An 18,744-nucleotide genomic window follows, 5' to 3' on the forward strand; every position below is an offset into this window, starting at 1 on the left:
ACTAAAGGAGCTGTGGTGGAGCGACGTCGGAGGGTGCCCAACCCGCTGGCCCTGGCGGTGCTGGCCTGGTTGCTATGGGAGCCGATGCACCCCTACGAGCTGGGCCGACGTCTCAAGCAGACCGGCAAGGACCGGCACATCCGGTACACCCGCAGCTCGCTCTACATGGTCATCGAGCAACTGGCCCGGGCCGGTTTCGTCACCGCGCAGGAGACGGTCCGGGACAGCGCCCGGCCCGAGCGCACGGTGTACGCGATCACCGAAGAGGGCCGGCACGAGGTGCACGACTGGCTGCGTTCCCTGCTCGCCCAGCCCCGCGAGGAGTATCCGCACTTCGCCGTCGCGTTGTCGTTGCTCAGCCTGCTCCCGCCCGAGGAGGCGGTCGAGGTGCTGCGCCGCCGGTCGGCGGCGCTGGCCGGCCGGATCGAGGAGACCCGCACGACCATGGACGAGGCCCGCGCCGACGGCGTCGCGTGGATCTTCCTGGTCGAGGAGCAGTACGCGCTCGCGCTGCTGGAGGCGGAGCGCCGGTTCGTCACCGAGTTGATCGAGTCACTCAAGCAGCCGGACTACGCGAAGTCCTGGCAGGAGACCATGGGGGGTCGCGCATGACAGCCGTCCGAACCGCGCTGGTGATCGGCGGCGGGATCGCCGGTCCGGTGACCGCGATGGCGCTACGTCGCGCCGGCATCGAGGCCACGGTCCACGAGGCGTACCCGTCGGCGGCCGAGGGGAGCGGGGTCACCCTGACCCTGGCGCCCAACGGGCTGGCTGCGTTGCGCTGGATCGGTGCCGAGCAGTCCGTCGAGGGCGTCGGCCTGCCGATGCGACGCACCGTGGTCACCGACGGTCGCGGGGGCCGCATCGGTGCCTTCCCGCACGTGGCGGTGGAGCCGGTCACCCTCGGACTCTGGCGCGACGACCTGGCCCGGGTGCTGCGCGAACGGGCCGAGGCCCAGGGCGTGCGCATCGAGTACGACAAGCGGCTGATCGACGCCGAGCAGAACGGCGACGATGTGCTCGCCCGGTTCGCCGACGGCTCCACCGCCAGCGCCGACGTGCTGATCGGTGCGGACGGCATCCGCTCCCGGGTGCGTACGCTCATCGACCCGCAGGCACCCGGGCCGCAGGTGCTGCCGCTGCTGAACCTCGGCGGTGCGGCCCGGTACGCGGTACCCGACGCCGATCCGGAGGCGATGTACTTCGTCTTCGGCTCCCGGGCCTTCTTCGGTTACTGGGTGCAGCCCGACGGTCGTACCGCCTGGTTCGCGAACGTGCCGGACCGCAGACCGACAAGTTACGCCGAGGCGAGCCGGATCCCGGGGCCGCAGTGGTTGCACCGGCTGCGTGAGGTGTTCGCCGACGACGTGCCGGCCCGCCAGGTGCTCGCCCACACCGAGCCGGACGACCTGGTGGCCATCGGATCGATCGAGAGCATGCCGTCGGTGCCGCGCTGGCACGTCGGTCGGATGGTGCTTGTGGGTGACGCGGTGCACGCGCCCTCACCCAGTTCCGGTCAGGGCGCGTCCCTCGCCGTGGAGAGCGCCGTGCAGTTGGCCCGCTGCCTGCGGGACCACTCCGATGTGCCGGCCGCGTTCGACGCGTACGAGCGGCTGCGTCGCGGGCGGGTGGAGAAGGTTCTCCGGCGGGGCCGGCAGACCACCTCCACCAAGACGGTCGGCCCGGTCGCGAAGCGGATGATGCGGCTCATGATGCCGCTGGCGCTGCGTACGTTCCTGAACCCGGAGCGGACCCTGGGCCCGGAGCAGCGATACCGGATCGACTGGGACGCGCCGGTCGCCACGGAACTGGCCGTCGGCCCGCGCTGAGCCGGCCCGCGGCGGGGACGGCTTGAGCCGGGCCATGAGGCGGTGGCGGCCACCGGACGGTGGCCGCCACCGCCTGCCGGTCACAGCGGCGGCGCGACGTCCCGGCGCTCCTCGACCCGGCGGTACTCCACCGGCTCGTCGGTGGTGGCGACCGTCTGCCGACGGCGGCCCCAGACGAGCGTCGTCATGATCAGGCCGAGCACGCCGGCGGCCATCAGGATCCACCCGACCACGTCCAGGTCGAGCCCACCGATGCTGGCGTTGACCGCGAAGGTGAGGATGGCGCCGAGCGCCAACAGAAAGATGCTGGTGCCGATACCCACGACAGCCTCCTTTGTCCGGGGGGTGCGGTGTGCTGTCGAGAGGGTCTGTACCCGGGGGATGAGCGGCGCAATCACGGGCGTCCCGGGGGCGGCGCCCCCGGCGATCTTGTCATCGGGTAGAGTTGCCCCCGTCGCCGGCACCGCCGGGGGCATGCGGACGTAGCGCAGCTGGTAGCGCATCACCTTGCCAAGGTGAGGGTCGCGGGTTCGAATCCCGTCGTCCGCTCGCGGTCTGGCCGCACCTGCGGGTGTCGCCGGTCTCCACGGGCGATTGGCGCAGTGGGAGCGCGCTTCCTTGACACGGAAGAGGTCACTGGTTCAAACCCAGTATCGCCCACCATATGTCGCGTGGCGCCGCTCGGCCGCGAAGCCGAGAGCCCTGAGTGGGCGCACAGCTCAGGCCCGGAAGGTCCGCCGGTAGGTGTCCGGCGGTACACCCACCGTGCGGTGGAAGTGCCGGCGCAGGGTCGTCGCCGTGCCCATGCCCGCCGCCGTCGCGATGGTGTCGATGCTGTCGTCCGTGCTTTCCAGCAGTTCCTGCGCGCGGCGGATCCGTTGCGTCAGCAGCCACTGAAGCGGAGTGGTGCCGGTTGCCGAGCGGAAGTGGCGGCTGAGCTGGCGGGAGCTGAGGTTCGCCCGGCGGGCCAGATCCTCGACGGTGAGCGGCTGGTCCAGTCGGTGCATCACCCAGGGGAGCAGTTCGGTGAGCGGATGGCCGTCCTGGGCGGGCACCGGCGTGCTGACGAACTGGGCCTGACCACCGGCGCGGTGGGGCGGCACGACCAGTCGGCGGGCGACCACGTTGGCGATGGCCGGGCCGTGATCACGGCGGACCAGGTGCAGGCACAGGTCCATCGCTGCGGCTTTGCCCGCGGAGGTGAGCACCCGGCCGTTGTCGACGTAGAGCACGTCCGGGTCGACAGTCACCCGGGGATAGCGGGCGGCCAGGTGCGCGGTGTGGGCCCAGTGCGTGGTCGCCCGCAGCCCGTCCAGCAGGCCGGCGGCGGCGAGCACGAACACGCCGGTGCAGAGGGAGACCACCCGCGCACCCGCCTCGTGAGCCGTACGCACCGCCTCGACCAGGTTGGTGGGCGGCTCCTCGTCGACGTCCGCCAGGGCAGGAACGATCACGGTGTCGGCCTGCGCCAACCGGTCGAGCCCGTGGTCCGGCGCCAGCCGGAAGCGGCCGACCTGGACGGGGTGCGTGCCGCACACCCGGGCGTCGTACCAGGGGCCGGGCACCGCGTCCGGAGCGGAGCCGAAGACCTCGTAGGCCAGCGCCAGCTCGAAGTGCAGCATCCCGTCGGTGGCGGCGATCGCGACGGAGTGCGGTGCAGCGCTCATGTCGGAAATTGTACGGGTCCTGTCGTTCCAGACACTCGCGCCGCCGCGTCGACCCCGACAGAGTGATCCCGGAAGATCACTTCGAGCAGGGAGCTGGCATGGGATCGGGTGCAGAGGTGGCGGTGTTCGGCGCGTACGGACACACCGGCCGGTTCGTGGTCACGGAGCTGTGTGAGCGCGGGTACCTGCCGCTGCTGGTCGGCCGCGACGAGGAGAAGCTGCTGGCGCTGGCGCGGACCCGACCGGGGTTGGCGGCGCGGCAGGCGTCGGCCGACGATCCGGCCTCCCTCGACCGCGCGTTGCGCGGCGCGACCGCTGTGATCAACTGCGCCGGGCCGTTCGCGTCGACCGCCGCCGCGCTTGTGGCGGCGGCGTTGCGCGCCGGCATCCCGTACGTCGACGTGGCGGCGGAGATCGAGGCGAACCTTGACACCTTCCGGCACTTCGCGGCACCGGCCCGCGCCGCGGGCATCGTGGTGGTCCCGGCGATGGCCTTCTACGGTGGCCTCGGTGACCTGCTGGTCACCACTGTCATGGACGACTGGACGGCGGCGGACGAGGTGCACGTCGCCTACGGTCTGAGCAGTTGGCGGCCCACCCCCGGAACGCGCGCCTCGGGTGCGGTGTCGGCACAGCGACGGGGTCACCGCCGGGTCCGCTACACCGGCGGGCAACTGGAGTACCACGACGACGTGCTACCGACCCTGGAGTGGCCCTTCCCGGCTCCGCTCGGCCCGCAACGCGTCATCGGAGAGTTCACCATGGCCGATGTCGTCACCGTGCCCAGCCATCTGGCCGTCCCCCGGGTGTGCACCTACATGGCTGCCGCGGCGGCGGCGGACCTGTCCGCTCCGGACGCTTCGGCACCGGCCGCCGTCGACGAGCGCGGCCGATCCGCGCAGACCTTCGTCGTCGACGTGCTCGTCCGTGCCGGCGGTACGCAACGGCGTCTGGCCGCGACCGGGCAGGACATCTACGCGATAAGCGCGCCGCTCGCGGTGGAGGCCGTCGACCGCATCCTCACCGGCCGGACCAGAACCGTCGGCGTCGCGTCGGCGGGTGCGGTCTTCGACGCGCCGGACTTTCTCGACGCCCTGTCCCCGCAGCTCTCGCTGCACGTCCCGCGCGGATCCGGCCCCGGTGCGGAGCTGTCCCCACTGCGGTGATCGCGTGGTGGTCGGCTGTGCGCCGGGAGGGACCTGGCCGGTCGGTACTGTCAGCGCCCGTCCGCGCTGGTGGGCAGCGCGAAGCTCCAGCCGTCCGCGTGCAGTGCGGGGATGGCCCGGTCGACGGCGTCGACGGTCTGGCTGCGGTCGCCGCCGCCGTCGTGCAGCAGCACCACCGCTCCCGGTGCGACGCCCTCGATGAGGCGTCGCAGCAGTTCGTCGGTGCCGGGTGGTTCCCAGTCCGTCACGGCGAGCCGCCAGCCCATCGGCCGCATCCCGAGCGCCGTCGCCACGCCGGGGGTCTGGCCCCAGGCACCGTACGGTGCCCGGAAGTAGGGGACCCGGGCGTGTGGGACCGCGTGCCGGATGACCGCGTTGGTCTCCAGCAGGTCCGAGGCGATCCGGCCGGCGGTCCAGGAGCCCATGTCGTCGTGGTGCATGCTGTGATTGCCCAGCGCGTGCCCGGCCGCCGCGATCCGGCGTACCAGCTCGGGGTGCTCGATGACCCGGTCACCCTGGAGGAAGAAGACCGCCCGGACCTGGTGGGCGGCCAGGATGTCGAGCAGGTGCGGGGTGTGTTCCGGGTGCGGTCCGTCGTCGAACGTGAGGCACATGGTCCGCTCGGCGCCGATCACCTCGGTGGGCCGTACCGGCGGCGGTCCGGCGCCCAGCCCGGACGCGGCACGCGGGGGACGCAGGGGCTGCGTGGTGGACGACATCGGTCGGACCTCCCGCTGGGTGGGCCGTGTGGGGGGGGGGGGGGCCCCCCCCCCCCCCCACGGCCCGCTGGTGGTGGATGGCTGGTCCGCCCGCCGTGACGAGTGTCAGCGGCGGGGCTTGGGTGCGATGCGGGGCAGGACGTACGGCGGGCCGGCGAGGATCAGGTCAGACTTGATCTCGTGGTAGGCCAGCTTGGGCTGGTAGTTCTCGTCCATGATGGTGGCCAGACCCTCCGGCGGGTTGTCGAACCAGCCCGGCACCCAGGAGTGCTTGTCGCTGAAGCCCCAGACGGTGTAGGAGAGGCAGCTGCGGACGGCCAGGCATGCCTTCATCAGCACACTGTGGTTGGCGGCCGACGCCTGCAACCTGGGGTTGATCTCCTCGGAGTTGCCGGCCTGGACGGCCTCGGTCATCTGGCTGCGGACGTCGACCTCGGTGAACGCGGTCGCCACCCCGAGCGAGGTGAACTTCTTCAGCGCATCGGTCACCTGGAAGGTGCTGAAGTTGCCGTACTGGGTGCCGAGGTGGCCCTGCGCGCCGACGCCGTCGATCGGTACGCCCTGGGCGCGCAGCCGCTTGACCATGTCGTAGACGAACTGGGTCTTGTCGTCGGCCGGGTTGCCGGAGCCGAACGCCTCGATGTTGTAGTCGTTGTAGAACAGCAGCGCCTTGGGGTCGGCGGCGCGGGCCCAGCGGAACGCGTCAGCGAGGTAGCCGGGGCCGAGGTTCTCCGCCCAGAAACCCTTGTAGTGCAGGGTGGGTGGGGTGTCCCAGGGGTCGCTGACCGCCTCGTTGACCACGTCCCACTGCCAGATCTTGCCCTTGTAGCGCTTGACCACTGTGGTGATGTGCTTACGCAGCAGGTCGCGCAGCTCCTGCTTGCTGATGGAGCCGTCGGCGACCCCTTCGGTCAGCCACTGCGGCAGCTGGTTGTGCCAGACGAGCACGTGACCGCGAACGCTCTGCCGGTTGCGCTTGGCGAACTCGACGAGCTGGTCGGCCGGGCCCCAGTTGTAGTTGCCGCGGGTGGGTTCGAGGCTCTCCCACTTCATGGCGTTCTCGGCGGTGACCGAGACGAACTCGGATGCGGTGATCTTGCGGTACTGCGGGTCGGCTGAGTCGTTGAGGGCATCCATACTGACCGCGGTGCCGATCTGCAGGCCGTGGCGCAGGCCGAGGGCGCCGAGCGTCTGTGCGGTCGGGTCGTACGGCCGGCCGGCGGTGGCCGGCACCATGTTCAACGTCGTCGCGGTCAGGACGGCGACCGCGCCGACAGTCATCCACCGTCTCAACTTCATCTGCATTCCTCTCGGGGCTCCTATCGACGAATGTCGATCATGAAGTGCAGGTTGCGGGCCGGTGCTGAGCAGGTTGGAAGCGGTAGCGGCGCCGGGACCGGACACGTCGCGTGGTCGCGGAGGGCGCCGATATTTTTCCGGATGTCGATCGGTAACTTGGCCGAAACGTTAGGGCCATCGATCGTCGCAGTCAACCACGAAAACTTCCGGAAGCGGGCCCTGTGCACTGCTGGAACGTCCAGTTTCCAACCGGAAACTTCCGGATCCAACCCCGCTCCCGTGGCGTCCGGTCAGCCTCCCGACACACCCCGTGAAGGCGGCCGGGCCGGCTCGCTCCCGTGGGTTCCGTGACGGGGTCGAGCCGGCCCGGGTCCAGGGCCCGCCGGCAGCGGGTGGTCGGCGGACGGCGGCACGCCGTCGGCCGAGGCGGATCAGTGTTCGAGATAGGTGGCGTGGTCGAAGTCGGCGTAGCGGCCGTCACCACCGATGTCCTGCACCCAGAGGCCGAGCAGGGCACCGGTGAAGCCCCAGGCCGCCGGTTCGTCGTCGACGATCCGGGCCGCGTGCTCGTCGGAGAGGATGGTGGCGTCCAGTTCCACGGGCAGTTGCTGCCAGCCGTCACCCAGGTCGTACGCGAAGCGCAGCGCCGGACCGTCGAAGGTGACTCGCAGGCCCACCCGTTGCCGGCCGCCGGTGTCGACGGTCAACTGCGGGTAGGCGGTGCGGTGGCCGCCGTCGCAGCTGAGCAGTTCCAGCACGGATCGTCCGTCGTCGGCCCGGGTCAGGTAGAGGTAGTGCCAGTTCTCGGTGTTGTAGTAGCCGGTGATACCCGCCAGGTGCCGATGGTTGCCCGGGTCGAACTCGACGAGGGTCTCCAGCGAGCAGCGGACCGCTCCCACCGGTCGCGCCACCAGGCTCGGCGTCTGCTTGCCGACCGGGGACTGACCACCGTGTACGCGCAGGTGCGACGGACGGGAGCACAGGTCGATCCAGTCCTCCGTCGCCGGCCGGCGCAGGGTCGACCAGCCGGCACCCAGTCGCGGGGCGTCGAAGTGGTCGGTGGCCGGTTCGTCGGGCCACGGGTGGGCCGGCAGGTCCGGGGCCGGGATCTCGTCGGCCGGGACCCGACCGGGAACGCACGGCCAACCTCCCGACGGCCACTCGACCTTCTGTAGCGCGGTCTCCCGCCCGAGGACGCAGTTGCCGAGTGGAGTGTACGGACGGGCCACCAGGTGGGCCAGGTACCAGTCGCCACGCTGGGTGCGGACCAGACTGCCGTGGCCGGCCTTCTGCAGTGTCAGTTCCGGCCGGCCCACCGAGGTGAGCAGCGGTCCGGCCGGGTCCACCTCGTACGGTCCGAACAGGTCCCGCGACCGGGCGACCGTGACCTGGTGCTCCCAGCTGGTGCCGCCCTCGGCGGTTACCAGCCAGTACCAGCCGTCGTGCCGGTAGATGTGTGGTCCCTCGGTCAGACCGACCTCGGTGCCGGTGAAGATGATCCGGGGTCGGCCGACCAGTTGCCGTCGGGCCGGGTCATACTGCTGAATCTCGATGCCACCGAAGCGGTCGCGGCCGGGCCGCCAGTCGGCACTCATCGCCAACAGCCAGGAGGTGCCGTCGTCGTCGTGAAACAGCGCGGCGTCGAAGCCGTGCGAATGCAGCCGTACCGGGTCCGACCATGGTCCCGTGATGGTCGGCGCGGTGGTGAGGAAGTTCTGCGCGTCCCAGTACCCGCTGGCGAAGCTGGCGACGTCGCTGTAGACAAGGTGGAACAGCCCGTCGTGGTACGTCAGGTCGGGCGCCCAGATCCCGTTGGAGTCGCCACAGCCGCGCAGGTCGAGCAGGCGCCGTTCGGTGATGATCCCGCCCAGTTCCCGCCAGTGGACGAGGTCTTTCGAGTGGTGCACCCGTACGCCGGGGTACCACTCGAAGGTCGAGGTTGCCAGATAGTAGTCGTCGTCGACCCGCAGGATGGACGGGTCTGGATGGAAGCCGGTCAGGACGGGGTTGCGGATCGACCGGGCGATAGCCACGTCTGCGATCTCGGTCGACATGTTCGACTCCTTCAGGTCACGATCCCGGTTTTTTCCCGGAAATCCTCCGGAAGTGCCAAGATTGCGCTCACGGTATCGGCTGGCGTCGGCTCGCGACACCCCCTTGACCGGCGACGCAAAGCCGTCGTAACGTGCCGGCCATCACATCGAAAATACCGGTATCAGAGCGAAACTTGCGATCCCGTTTTCATGGCCGCCGCTGATCGCGGCGGTGCTCCCTCCGCGCATCACGCCTCCCCCGAAGGGATGAACCATGACATCGCACCTCTCCCGCCGGTCGCTGCTGGGGCTGGCTGGCGCGGGCGCCGGCGCGCTCCTGCTCGGCGGCTGCGGGGATGGGGACAGCGGGGCCTCCGCGAGCCCGCAGAAGATCAGATGGTGGCACGTCCAGGACGCCGAGCCGATGCTCAGCGTCTGGGCTGATCTGGCACGGCAGTACGAGAACGTGCACAGCAACGTCACGGTCGAGGTCCAGCCGCTGGAGGTCGAGGCGTTCAAGACCAAGCTGAACGGGGCGGTCGAGGCGGCGATGCCACCGGACCTGTTTCAGTCCTGGGGCGGCGGCGCACTGCGGCAGCAGGTCGAGGCCGGCCTGGTCAAGGACATCACCCGCGAGGTCCAGGGGTGGATCGGGCAGTTGCTGCCCGCCTCGTTGCAGCCGTACACGGTGGACGACAAGATCTACGGAATCCCGTTCGACATCGGCATGGTCGGCTTCTGGTACAACCGGGACCACTTCGCCAAGGCCGGCATCGAGACGCCGCCGAAGACCTGGAGCGAGTTGCTGGCGGCGGTCACCAAGCTCAAGGCCGTCAACATCGCTCCGATCGCGCTCGGCGGCAAGGACAAGTGGCCGGGGCACTACTACTGGGCGTACCTGGCGATGCGGATCGGCGGTCTGGAGGCGCTGCAACGCGCGGCCGAGGACCGCAACTTCGACACCCCGGTCTTCGTCGCCGCCGGCGAGCGCCTCCGGGAACTTGTCGACATGCAGCCGTTCCAGAAGGGCTTCCTGCGCGCGGAGTACGGCTCCGAGACCGGGCAGGCCGCGACGATGGGCAACGAGGACGCCGCGATGGAGCTGATGGGCCAGTGGGCACCGTCGGTGCAGGCGTCCTCGTCGAGCAGCAAGCGCGGCCTCGGTGACCGTCTCGCCTTCTTCCCCTTCCCGGCCGTCGAGGACGGCAAGGGCTCGGCCACCGACGCGTTCGGCGGCGGCAACGGCTTCGTGGTCGGTCGCGACGCACCGGCCGCCACTGTCGACTTCCTGCGTACGCTGCTCCAGGCGAGGAACCAGCGCCGGGCCGCCCAGACCGGTGCGGTGCTGCCCACCAACCAGGCCGCCGCCGGCGGGATCAAGGACCTGAACAACCAGGTCGTGGCGGCCAACCTGGGCATCGCGACCGGCTTCCAGCTCTACCTCGACCAGGCGTATCCGCCGGCGGTGGGCCAGCAGGTCAACGAGAGTGTGGCCCAGCTGATCGCCGGCTCGAAGCGGCCGGACCAGATCGTCAAGGACATCACCCGGGTCGCCAAGAAGCAGTAGCGGGTGCCGTCGGCGCTCCGGGCGCCATGCCGTCAGCTCGTCGGCGCCCACGCCGGCAGCGTCAAGGGATGAGCGAGATAGGGAGGGCGCATGGCTGCCAACGACAACCGGACAGTGACCATCGCGGCCATCGCCCGCCTGGCGGGGGTGTCGGTGCCGACGGTGTCCCGGGTTATCAATGGTCGTTCGGATGTGGCTCCGCAGACCCGTGAGCGGGTGGAGGAGTTGCTGACGCGGCATGGTTACCGGCGTCGGCCGCCGAGCATGCGGGCCAGTTCGGGGTTGGTGGACCTGGTCTTCAACGACCTGGACAGTCCGTGGGCGGTGGAGATCATCCGGGGTGTGGAGGATGTGGCGCACGCCGCGGGGGTGGGCACCGTCGTGTCGGCCATCCACCGGCGCTCCTCCTCGGCCAAGCAGTGGCTGGACAACATCCGGACCCGGTCCACGGAGGGGGTCATCTTCGTGACCTCCACCCTCGAACCGCCGCAGCAGGCGGAGTTGCGCCGGCTGAACATCCCGGCTGTGATCGTCGATCCCGCAGGTGTCCCCGCGCAGGACGCGCCGACCATCGGCGCCACCAACTGGGCGGGCAGCCTGCGGGCGACGGAGTATCTGATCGGGCTGGGGCACCGGCGGATCGGATTCATCGCCGGGCCGCCGCAGTTGATGTGCAGCCGGGCGCGGATGGACGGCTACCGGGCGGCCCTGGAGGCCGCCGGGATCCCGATCGACGACCGGTTGATCCAGGCGGGCAACTTCTACCACGAGGCAGGGTTCTCCGGTGGGGTGCGGTTGCTGGGGTTGACCGAGCCGCCGACGGCGATCTTCGCGTCGAGCGACCAGATGGCGTTGGGCGTGTACGAGGCGGTCCGGCAGCGGGGGCTGCGGATGCCGGATGACATCAGCGTGGTGGGTTTCGACGACCTGCCGGAGGTGCGGTGGTGCTCGCCGCCGTTGACCACGGTGCGGCAGCCGCTGGCCGAGATGGGCATGTTGGCGGCGCGGACGGTGTTGCGGCTGGCCCGGGGCGAGAAGGTGGAGAGCCCCCGGGTGGAGCTGGCAACCGAACTCGTCATCCGGGACAGTGCGGCCGCGCCGCAGGCTGATCGCGGGTCGTCGGAGTGAACTGCGCCAACTACCGATAGTCGAGTGAAATTTCCGGCACTAGGGTGTGGGCGGGCGGCTGGTTGCTCGCCCTGGCCGCTCCGGGAAACGGTGCGGGCTGTCGCCGTACCGGTTGGTTGGGGAGTGCCGTGGTTGCCAGAGACACCCGGAAGATCACAATTTCCGCGATAGCGGACCTGGCAGGGGTGTCGGTGCCGACGGTGTCCCGGGTGATCAATGGTCGTTCGGATGTGGCTCCGCAGACCCGTGAGCGGGTGGAGGAGTTGCTGACGCGGCATGGTTACCGGCGTCGGCCGCCGAGCATGCGGGCCAGTTCGGGGTTGGTGGACCTGGTCTTCAACGACCTGGACAGTCCGTGGGCGGTGGAGATCATCCGGGGTGTGGAGGATGTGGCGCACGCCGCGGGGGTGGGCACCGTCGTGTCGGCCATCCACCGTCAGACCTCCTCGGCGGAGCAGTGGCTCGACGGCATGCGCCGACGGGGCACCGAAGGCGTGATCTTCGTGACCTCGATGGTCGAGCCACCCTTGCAGGCCGAGCTGCGCCGGCTGAGCATCCCGGTGGTGATCGTCGACGCGGACGGGCTGCCGGCCCGGGAAGCGACCACGATCGGCGCCACCAACTGGGCCGGTGGCCTGCGGGCGACGGAGTATCTGATCGGGCTGGGGCACCGGCGGATCGGGTTCATCGCCGGGCCGCCGCAGTTGATGTGCAGCCGGGCGCGGATGGACGGCTACCGGGCCGCTCTGGAGGCCGCCGGAGTGTCCTTCGACGAGGACCTGGTCTGCCCGGGCGACTTCTACCACGAGGCCGGTTTCAACGGTGGGGTGCGGCTGCTGGGGCTGCCCCGGCCGCCGACGGCGATCTTCGCGTCGAGCGACCAGATGGCGTTGGGCGTGTACGAGGCGGTCCGGCAGCGAGGGCTGCGCGTACCGGATGACATCAGCGTGGTGGGTTTCGACGACCTGCCGGAGGTGCGGTGGTGCTCGCCGCCGTTGACCACGGTGCGGCAGCCGCTGGCCGAGATGGGCATGTTGGCGGCGCGGACGGTGCTCCGGCTGTCCCGGGGCGAGCAGGTCGAGAGCCCTCGGGTGGAGCTGGCCACCGAACTCGTCATCCGGGACAGCGCCGCCCCGGCCTGACCAAGGTATCGATACTTTTCCGGAAGTTGTTGACGCCGCATCCGGCGGGGCCGACGATGGGACTCGCCGTCCTTTCACCAAGGAACTGGCTGGTGGTGCCCGCCGTGCCCGCGGCACCGCCCGGCCGTGTCCGGCGGACGCCCACGCCGTCCGCCGGACACGGCATCCACCTTCCGACCGGCCCGTGCGCCGCTCGTCGCCGGCTTCTGCCGTTGGCAGATCCGCTGACGGTGAACGAGCCGGCCCGAAGCCGCCGGCAAGGGGCAGGGTGGGTCACATGAAACTCCTCATGCTGGGCGGAACGGGATTCGTTGGTGGTGCGGTCGTCGCCGAGGCGATGCACCGGGGCTGGGCGGTGACCACGTTCAACCGGGGGCGGCACGGGGCGCCTCCGGCTGGCGTACGGCAACTGGTGGGTGACCGCACGGCCGCCGACGGGCTGAACCCGCTGGCCGCCGGGGAGTGGGACCTCGTGGTCGACACGTGGGACGGCGCGCCCCGCGCCGCGCAGGCGGCGGCGCGGATGCTGGCCGAGCGGGTCGGGCGCTACGTCTACGTCTCCAGCGGTTCGGTCTACGCCGAGCCGGTGCCGGCCGGCGTGACCGAGCAGGCTCCGCTTGTCGACGCCGCCCCGGACGCCACCGACGGCGACTACCCGACGCTCAAGGCCGGTGCCGAACGGGCCCTACGCGCGGTGCTCGGCGATCGGGTGCTGCTCGCCCGGGCCGGGCTGATCCTCGGTCCCGGCGAGGACATCGGTCGACTGCCGTGGTGGCTGAACCGCGTCGCCCGGGGCGGTGACGTGCTCGCCCCCGGCCCTGCCGACCTGCCCGTGCAGTACGTCGACGCCCGGGACCTGGCGGTCTTCCTGCTCGACGCCGGGGCCGCCGGCCGGGGTGGGGCGGTCAACGTGGTGAGCCGACCCGGACACACCACCATGGGCGAGCTGCTCAACACCTGCGTCAAGGCCACCGGCGCTGACGCCCGGCTGCGCTGGGCCGAGCCGGGGCAGCTGCTCGCCGCCGGTGTGGAACCGTGGAACGATCTGCCGATCTGGGTCCCGCCGGGCCACGAGTACCGGTGGTTGCAGCAGATGGGCGTCACCCGTGCGTACGCCGAAGGGCTCAGCTGTCGACCGGTGGCCGAGACGGTCGCCGACACCTGGGCATGGTTGCGCCGGGTGGGTTCGGTGCCGGCCCGCGCCGGCCGACCGGCCCGGCGGACGGTCGGACTGGATCCGGCCCGGGAGGCCGACCTGCTCGCGGCCCTGACCACCGACCGCACGTCCCCGACGTCACCCCGCTGACGGCCGGTCGCCTCAGGCGAGGTGCACCGGCAGGTCCAGCACGTCGTCCACCGAGCGGCGGGGGGTGGGCTGGCCCGGCTGGCCGTACCCGATCCGCATCACCATCTGCGGCGTGCCGAACCGTCCCAGCGACAGCCGGAGCTGCTCCCGGGCCGACGGCACCTCGATCGGCTGGGACAGCATCGACACGGACAGCCGGGCGTCGGTGGCGGTCAGCAGCACCCGCTGCAACGCCTGGCCCGCGACCACCTGGTCGACGGCGGTGTTGCCGGCGGAGCCGAGCACCGCCACGAGCGGCTCCGGCTCGAAGTCGCGGCCGGGTGCCCGTTGGGTACCGCCGAAGCCACGCGACGGGAGCAGGTCCTGCGGCTCGGCCTGGGGGCCGCTGGCGGTGACCGGGACGCCGTCCGGCTCGTGTCCGGCGCGTACCCACGCCTCGCGCTCCGCCCGGTAGGCGGGGTCGCGTTCGAGGACCCGGTGCGCGCCGCGGGCGATCTCGGCGAACGCGTTGACGGCGCTCACCCCGATCAGCAGCTCCAGCCAGCAGTGCTCGGCACGGGCCGCCTCACCCAGCCGCCAGCGGGAGTCGGCCGGGACCGGATCGGGCCAGAACGGGGCGCGGTTGCTGAACCGGCGCGGAATGGCCGCGTAGAGGTTCTGCTCGGCGGGGCTGGGTCGACGCGGCAGGTCCGGCACCAGCCGGGCCAGCACGTCCGGTTCCGACGGGTACGGACGCAGCCGTACCGTCGCCGGGGAACCGGCCACCGCCAGGGCGAGGCGCAGGTTGAACAGCGCCGCGCCACCGGCCACGCGGGCACCCCAGCCGCTCGGGTCGGTGGCGGGCAGCCGCCTGCCCGGGTCGAGGAGCACCTCGATCCCACCGTCGCGCAGCCGGAACCGCCACGGCTGGACGTTGTGCAGCGACGGTGCACGGACCGCGTCGGTCGCGGCGGCCCGCAGTTGTTCGACGGTGTAGCCGGTTTCCATGGTCGTGCCCCCTCGCGTTCGCCTGGTACCTCCCCACGGTGCGCCCCGCACACCCCCACCCAGCAGGGCCACACGTCCCGAACCCCCAGGCCCCACCGCCCCCCAAACCTGTTGATCAAGAAGTTCTGGTCGGGATTAGGGCCGACGGAGACGCAAACTTCTTGATCAACGGGGTGGGGAGGGTGGAGAGGGGGAGCGGGGCGGGGTGTGGGTTGGGACTTTCGGCCCGTGTGGGGGGTGGGTGGGAGCGGGTAGAAAGGGGGGATGATCCGGGTGTTCCTGCTTGACGACCATGAGGTCGTCCGTCGTGGTCTCGCCGATTTGCTGCACGCCAGCGGCGACATAGAGGTGGTCGGTGAGTCCGGCTCGGCCCAGGAGGCGGCCCGCCGGATTCCGGCGCTGCGACCTGACGTGGCGATCCTCGACGCCCGGCTGCCTGACGGCAACGGCATCGACGTGTGCCGGGACGTACGGGCCGTCGACTCCTCGATCAGAGGGTTGATCCTCACCTCGTACGAGGACGACGAGGCGCTGTTCGCGGCGATCATGGCCGGTGCCTCCGGGTACGTGCTCAAGCAGATCCGCGGCACCGACCTCGTCGACGCGGTACGCCGGGTGGCAGCAGGTCAGTCGCTGCTCGACCCGGCGATCACCACCCGGGTGCTGGATCGCATCCGCAGCGGCGTGGAGCAGCCCCGTGAGTTGCAGTCCCTCACCGAGCAGGAGCGGCGGATCCTGGAGTACGTCGCCGAGGGGCTGACCAACCGGGAGATCGCCAGCAAGATGTTCCTGGCCGAGAAGACGGTGAAGAACTACGTCTCCAGCGTGCTGGCCAAGCTCGGCCTGGAGCGGCGTACCCAGGCCGCGGTGCTGGCCACCCGCCTGCTCGGCAAGACCCACTGAGGCCCGGCCGACCTGTGCGGCTCAGTCCCGTAGCGGGACCGACCAGTGCAGTTCGGTGCCGTGCGGTTCGGCGGCGCGTACCTCGAAGGTGCCGCCGTGCCGTTCGGCGCGCTCGCGCAGGTTCACCAGCCCGCCCCGGGCGGCGGCCGGGTCGCAGCCCACCCCGTTGTCGGTGACGGTGACGGTCACCTGGGCGGCGTCGACGCGTACCGCCACCGACACCGCCGTGGCCTCGGCGTGGCGTACCGCGTTGGACAGTGCCTCGCGGAGCACGGCGGCGAGTTCGGGGCGGACCTCGTCCGGTACGGCGCTGTCGATCGGCCCGGTCAGCTCCAGCCTGGGCCGGAAGCCCAGCGATTCGGCGGCGGCTTCCACCGCCTCGCGGATCTCGGTACGCAGCGCCGCGCTCATCGGGGTACGCAGCTCGAAGATGGTGCGGCGGATGTCCTTGATGGTGGTGTCCAGATCGTCGACCGCGGCGTTGATCCGCTTGGCCACCTCGGGCCGCGCCGTCAGCGGCACCGCGCTCTGCAGTTGCAGGCCGGTGGCGAACAACCGCTGGATCACCACGTCGTGCAGGTCCCGGGCGATCCGCTCGCGGTCCTCCAGGACCACCAGCTGCTCGCGTTCCTCCTGGCCACGGGCGCGTTCCATGGCCAGGGCGGCTTGACCGGCGAAGCTGCCCAGCAGGGTCACGTCATCGTCGGTGGCACCGCCGTGGTCGGCGCTGTGCGCGATCACCAGCACGCCGTGCAGAGTGTCGGCGGTGGCCAGCGGAGAGATCACCGCCGGCCCGGTGTGCAGCACCGCCGGCCACGGCGCGGCGTGGGCCAGATCCTCCACCGAGTCGTGCCGCCCCGCTGCGACCGGGCCGGCGAAGCTGGTGTCGGCGGCCGGCAGCACCGTGCCGACAAGCGCGCGGGCCTGGGTGCCGACGCCGTCGACGACCTCGACCGTGAAGTGGTCCGCCTCCTCGTCGTAGAGCAGCACGAGGGCCAACTCGGCCTCGGCGACCTCCCGGGCGCGCCGGGCCACCAGGGTCAGCGCGTCGGTGCGGCGTACCTCACCGAGCAGCAGTGAGGTGATCTCGGCGGTGGCGGAGAGCCAGCGTTCCCGCCGGTTGGCCAGCGCGTACAGCCGGGCGTTCTCGATCGCCACGCCGGCCGCTCCGGCGAGCGCCACGACGATCTCCTCGTCGTCATCGGTGAACTCGGCACCGCCGTGCTTCTCGGCCAGGTAGAGGTTGCCGAAGACCTGGTCGCGGATGCGGACCGGTACGCCGAGGAAGGTGTGCATCGGCGGATGGTGCGGCGGGAAGCCGTAGGAGTTCGGATGCTGGGTGATGTCCGGCATCCGTACTGGCTTCGGCTCGTCGATGAGCAGGCCGAGCACCCCCCGACCGCGCGGCAGGTCACCGATCTTCGCGTGCAGCTCGGGGGAGATGCCGTGGGTGATGAAGTCGTGCAGCATCCGGTCGGGACCGATCACCCCGAGCGCGCCGTAGCGGGCGCCGGCCAGGTCACAGGCCGCCTGCACGATGCGCCGCAGGGTACTGCGCAGATCCAGGTCGGTACCGATGCCGACGACCGCGTCGAGCAGCGCCCGCAGGCGTTCCCGGCTGGTGACCACCTCCCCGACGCGATCCAGCATCTCCTGGAGCAGCTCGTCCAGGCGTACTCGGGACAGCGGGCTGAGGCCGAGCGACGGTGGCTCGTGCCGGGGGTTTGGTGCACCGACGGTCACCCGGCGATGCTAGCCGGTGGCCGGCGGCGCGGGAATGTCCCGCCGTGCCGGATCGCCGCCTGCCCCTCGCCGCGACACCGCCGAGGCTCCGGAACATCGCACTAGGCGACGTCGCCGGAGACCGCCGAGGTGTCCACCACCTGCTCGCGGGGCAGCCGCGGGGTGTGCGGTGGCCCGGCGTGGGCCGGGTCGGCGACTCCCAGGCGCAGGGCGAGGTACGGCTGGCCGAGGCCGGAGAGCACCTGGCGCAGGGTCTGCCGGGTGGTCGGCACCTCGACCACGCCGCTGAGCGGCACCATCGAGACGCCCAGACGGGTGGCGGCCAGCCAGGCCGCCGACAGTGCCTCACCGGCGCGTAGCCAGTCGATCGGCTCGTCCTCGTCGCCGTAGAGCACCGCGTAGGACGCCGCCCGGTCGTGCCCGGGCCCGACCGGCAGGGTGCCGGGACGACCGAAGTCCCGACCCGGCACGGTGGTCTGCGCGGGCTGGTCCGGCAGCACCTCCGGAGTGAGCCCGGTGCCGCCCGCGCGGCTGGTCCAGTACTCCAGTTCCTCCCGCAGCCGGGAGTCCTCCGACTCGACAGTTGCGGCGTGTGACGCGGACGCCGCCAGTTGCAGCACCTGATCGCGGTCGAGGATCTCCAGCCGGGCACCCTCCTGGCCCGCGGCCGCCGCGATGGTGCTCAACGAGTCAGCGGAGATCTGCTCGTCGCTGACCGGCCGCCGGTCGGTGTGCCGCACCTGCATGCACTGCACCGACCGCATCGCGTCCGGGTCGGCGCCGGTGGCCCGTGGCTCGGTGAGCCGGGCGAGCAGGTCCGGGTCGGTCGGGTCGGGCATCCGCTGCACGCTTGTGGCCCAACCCTCGGCGGCAAGTGCCAGCCGGGCGTGGTGCAGCGCCGCACCGCAGCTGAGGGTCACCAGCTCGCCCTCTGGGTCGGTGGCGGCCAGCCTGCTGTCGCGTACCATCCGCAGCTCCAACGCGTCGGGCAGCACCCGCCAGCGCCACGGCTGGCTGTTGTGCACCGACGGCGCGTGACCGGCCATCGCGGCGGCCTCCGCGAGGGCGGTGGTCAGCGGGCGGTGGGTAGCCGGCGTCTGGTGGCTCATCCTCACGACCTTTCCGTCTCTGCCCATGGTGCCGCACCTCGGTACGGCTGTGGGCGCGGTCCGGTTCATCGTGCGCCATCGGCCGGCGGCCCGCACGACCCGCACGTCCCGACCGGGCGGGACCTGTGACCCGCCTTCTGGCCCGA

Annotated in this window: 16 protein-coding genes and 2 tRNA genes; 10 read left to right on the forward strand and 8 right to left on the reverse strand. The window is 71.3% G+C overall.

Annotated features, from left to right (window positions below):
* Window positions 1-15: 15 nt before the first annotated feature.
* Window positions 16-612: a PadR family transcriptional regulator gene (locus tag AB0I71_RS24075; RefSeq protein ID WP_357588193.1), complete on the forward strand. Its 597-nt coding sequence runs from the start codon at window positions 16-18 to the stop codon at window positions 610-612.
* Window positions 609-1,829 (forward strand): FAD-dependent monooxygenase, encoded by a 1,221-nt coding sequence (locus AB0I71_RS24080; protein ID WP_357588195.1) that lies wholly within the window; start codon window positions 609-611, stop codon window positions 1,827-1,829. The genes AB0I71_RS24075 and AB0I71_RS24080 overlap by 4 nt, the downstream gene beginning before the upstream one ends.
* A gap of 80 nt (window positions 1,830-1,909) precedes the next feature.
* Here AB0I71_RS24080 and AB0I71_RS24085 read toward each other — a convergent pair whose 3' ends face one another.
* Window positions 1,910-2,152 (reverse strand): DUF6458 family protein, encoded by a 243-nt coding sequence (locus AB0I71_RS24085; RefSeq protein ID WP_309222788.1) that lies wholly within the window; start codon window positions 2,150-2,152, stop codon window positions 1,910-1,912.
* A gap of 153 nt (window positions 2,153-2,305) precedes the next feature.
* Between AB0I71_RS24085 and AB0I71_RS24090 the strand changes: the two genes are divergently transcribed.
* Window positions 2,306-2,378, forward strand: a tRNA-Gly gene (locus AB0I71_RS24090).
* Window positions 2,379-2,417: 39 nt separating this feature from the next.
* Window positions 2,418-2,492 (forward strand) — tRNA-Val (locus AB0I71_RS24095).
* A 56-nt stretch (window positions 2,493-2,548) separates the two neighbouring features.
* Here AB0I71_RS24095 and AB0I71_RS24100 read toward each other — a convergent pair.
* On the reverse strand, window positions 2,549-3,496 hold the full coding sequence (locus AB0I71_RS24100; protein WP_357588198.1) for a helix-turn-helix domain-containing protein: 948 nt from the start codon (window positions 3,494-3,496) through the stop codon (window positions 2,549-2,551).
* Between the two features lie 98 nt (window positions 3,497-3,594).
* Between AB0I71_RS24100 and AB0I71_RS24105 the strand changes: the two genes are divergently transcribed.
* Complete coding sequence (locus tag AB0I71_RS24105) at window positions 3,595-4,662, forward strand: saccharopine dehydrogenase NADP-binding domain-containing protein (protein WP_357588200.1); 1,068 nt, start codon at window positions 3,595-3,597, stop codon at window positions 4,660-4,662.
* Window positions 4,663-4,712: 50 nt separating this feature from the next.
* On the opposite strand, the gene AB0I71_RS24110 is transcribed toward AB0I71_RS24105, so the two are convergent.
* The 3 genes from AB0I71_RS24110 to AB0I71_RS24120 all read right to left on the reverse strand — a co-directional run bounded on the left by AB0I71_RS24110 (window position 4,713) and on the right by AB0I71_RS24120 (window position 8,734).
* Window positions 4,713-5,381 (reverse strand): polysaccharide deacetylase family protein, encoded by a 669-nt coding sequence (locus AB0I71_RS24110; RefSeq protein WP_357588202.1) that lies wholly within the window; start codon window positions 5,379-5,381, stop codon window positions 4,713-4,715.
* Between the two features lie 105 nt (window positions 5,382-5,486).
* On the reverse strand, window positions 5,487-6,680 hold the full coding sequence (locus AB0I71_RS24115) for an endo-1,4-beta-xylanase (protein WP_357588204.1): 1,194 nt from the start codon (window positions 6,678-6,680) through the stop codon (window positions 5,487-5,489).
* A gap of 431 nt (window positions 6,681-7,111) precedes the next feature.
* On the reverse strand, window positions 7,112-8,734 hold the full coding sequence (locus AB0I71_RS24120) for a glycoside hydrolase family 43 protein (RefSeq protein WP_357588206.1): 1,623 nt from the start codon (window positions 8,732-8,734) through the stop codon (window positions 7,112-7,114).
* Between the two features lie 253 nt (window positions 8,735-8,987).
* Between AB0I71_RS24120 and AB0I71_RS24125 the strand changes: the two genes are divergently transcribed.
* The 4 genes from AB0I71_RS24125 to AB0I71_RS24140 all read left to right on the forward strand — a co-directional run bounded on the left by AB0I71_RS24125 (window position 8,988) and on the right by AB0I71_RS24140 (window position 13,856).
* Window positions 8,988-10,280, forward strand: coding sequence for an extracellular solute-binding protein (locus tag AB0I71_RS24125; protein ID WP_357588208.1), 1,293 nt, complete (start codon window positions 8,988-8,990; stop codon window positions 10,278-10,280).
* Between the two features lie 90 nt (window positions 10,281-10,370).
* Window positions 10,371-11,408: a LacI family DNA-binding transcriptional regulator gene (locus AB0I71_RS24130; RefSeq protein ID WP_099846903.1), complete on the forward strand. Its 1,038-nt coding sequence runs from the start codon at window positions 10,371-10,373 to the stop codon at window positions 11,406-11,408.
* A 128-nt stretch (window positions 11,409-11,536) separates the two neighbouring features.
* Entirely contained in the window at window positions 11,537-12,550 is a 1,014-nt protein-coding gene (locus AB0I71_RS24135; RefSeq protein WP_357588211.1) for a LacI family DNA-binding transcriptional regulator, read from the forward strand.
* Window positions 12,551-12,827: 277 nt separating this feature from the next.
* Window positions 12,828-13,856, forward strand: a complete 1,029-nt coding sequence (locus AB0I71_RS24140; RefSeq protein ID WP_357588213.1) for an NAD-dependent epimerase/dehydratase family protein — start codon at window positions 12,828-12,830, stop codon at window positions 13,854-13,856.
* A 12-nt stretch (window positions 13,857-13,868) separates the two neighbouring features.
* Here AB0I71_RS24140 and AB0I71_RS24145 read toward each other — a convergent pair whose 3' ends face one another.
* Window positions 13,869-14,843, reverse strand: coding sequence for a nitroreductase (locus tag AB0I71_RS24145; RefSeq protein ID WP_357588215.1), 975 nt, complete (start codon window positions 14,841-14,843; stop codon window positions 13,869-13,871).
* Between the two features lie 264 nt (window positions 14,844-15,107).
* On the opposite strand from AB0I71_RS24145, the gene AB0I71_RS24150 reads away from it, so the two are divergent.
* A complete protein-coding gene (locus AB0I71_RS24150; protein ID WP_357588217.1) occupies window positions 15,108-15,746 on the forward strand; it encodes a response regulator transcription factor in 639 nt (212 codons plus the stop codon).
* Window positions 15,747-15,767: 21 nt separating this feature from the next.
* Here the strand turns inward: AB0I71_RS24150 and AB0I71_RS24155 are convergent, their stop codons facing one another.
* Window positions 15,768-17,396, reverse strand: coding sequence for a GAF domain-containing sensor histidine kinase (locus AB0I71_RS24155; RefSeq protein WP_357588284.1), 1,629 nt, complete (start codon window positions 17,394-17,396; stop codon window positions 15,768-15,770).
* Between the two features lie 194 nt (window positions 17,397-17,590).
* Window positions 17,591-18,598, reverse strand: a complete 1,008-nt coding sequence (locus AB0I71_RS24160) for a nitroreductase family protein (protein WP_357588219.1) — start codon at window positions 18,596-18,598, stop codon at window positions 17,591-17,593.
* Window positions 18,599-18,744 lie beyond the last annotated feature (146 nt).

Origin of the sequence: Micromonospora sp. NPDC049891 (genome assembly GCF_040660295.1) — a bacterium.
Classification (GTDB): Bacteria; Actinomycetota; Actinomycetes; order Mycobacteriales; family Micromonosporaceae; genus Micromonospora.

Excerpts from the sequence above, each read along its gene's own strand:
- AB0I71_RS24110 (WP_357588202.1), bottom strand. The coding sequence starts at position 5,381 with ATGTCGTCCACCACGCAGCCCCTGCGTCCCCCGCGTGCCGCGTCCGGG.
- AB0I71_RS24125 (WP_357588208.1), top strand. The coding sequence starts at position 8,988 with ATGACATCGCACCTCTCCCGCCGGTCGCTGCTGGGGCTGGCTGGCGCG.
- AB0I71_RS24080 (WP_357588195.1), top strand. The coding sequence starts at position 609 with ATGACAGCCGTCCGAACCGCGCTGGTGATCGGCGGCGGGATCGCCGGT.
- AB0I71_RS24145 (WP_357588215.1), bottom strand. The coding sequence starts at position 14,843 with ATGGAAACCGGCTACACCGTCGAACAACTGCGGGCCGCCGCGACCGAC.
- AB0I71_RS24105 (WP_357588200.1), top strand. The coding sequence starts at position 3,595 with ATGGGATCGGGTGCAGAGGTGGCGGTGTTCGGCGCGTACGGACACACC.
- AB0I71_RS24150 (WP_357588217.1), top strand. The coding sequence starts at position 15,108 with ATGATCCGGGTGTTCCTGCTTGACGACCATGAGGTCGTCCGTCGTGGT.
- AB0I71_RS24100 (WP_357588198.1), bottom strand. The coding sequence starts at position 3,496 with ATGAGCGCTGCACCGCACTCCGTCGCGATCGCCGCCACCGACGGGATG.
- AB0I71_RS24120 (WP_357588206.1), bottom strand. The coding sequence starts at position 8,734 with ATGTCGACCGAGATCGCAGACGTGGCTATCGCCCGGTCGATCCGCAAC.
- AB0I71_RS24130 (WP_099846903.1), top strand. The coding sequence starts at position 10,371 with ATGGCTGCCAACGACAACCGGACAGTGACCATCGCGGCCATCGCCCGC.
- AB0I71_RS24115 (WP_357588204.1), bottom strand. The coding sequence starts at position 6,680 with ATGAAGTTGAGACGGTGGATGACTGTCGGCGCGGTCGCCGTCCTGACC.
- AB0I71_RS24140 (WP_357588213.1), top strand. The coding sequence starts at position 12,828 with ATGAAACTCCTCATGCTGGGCGGAACGGGATTCGTTGGTGGTGCGGTC.
- AB0I71_RS24160 (WP_357588219.1), bottom strand. The coding sequence starts at position 18,598 with ATGAGCCACCAGACGCCGGCTACCCACCGCCCGCTGACCACCGCCCTC.
- AB0I71_RS24155 (WP_357588284.1), bottom strand. The coding sequence starts at position 17,396 with ATGCTGGATCGCGTCGGGGAGGTGGTCACCAGCCGGGAACGCCTGCGG.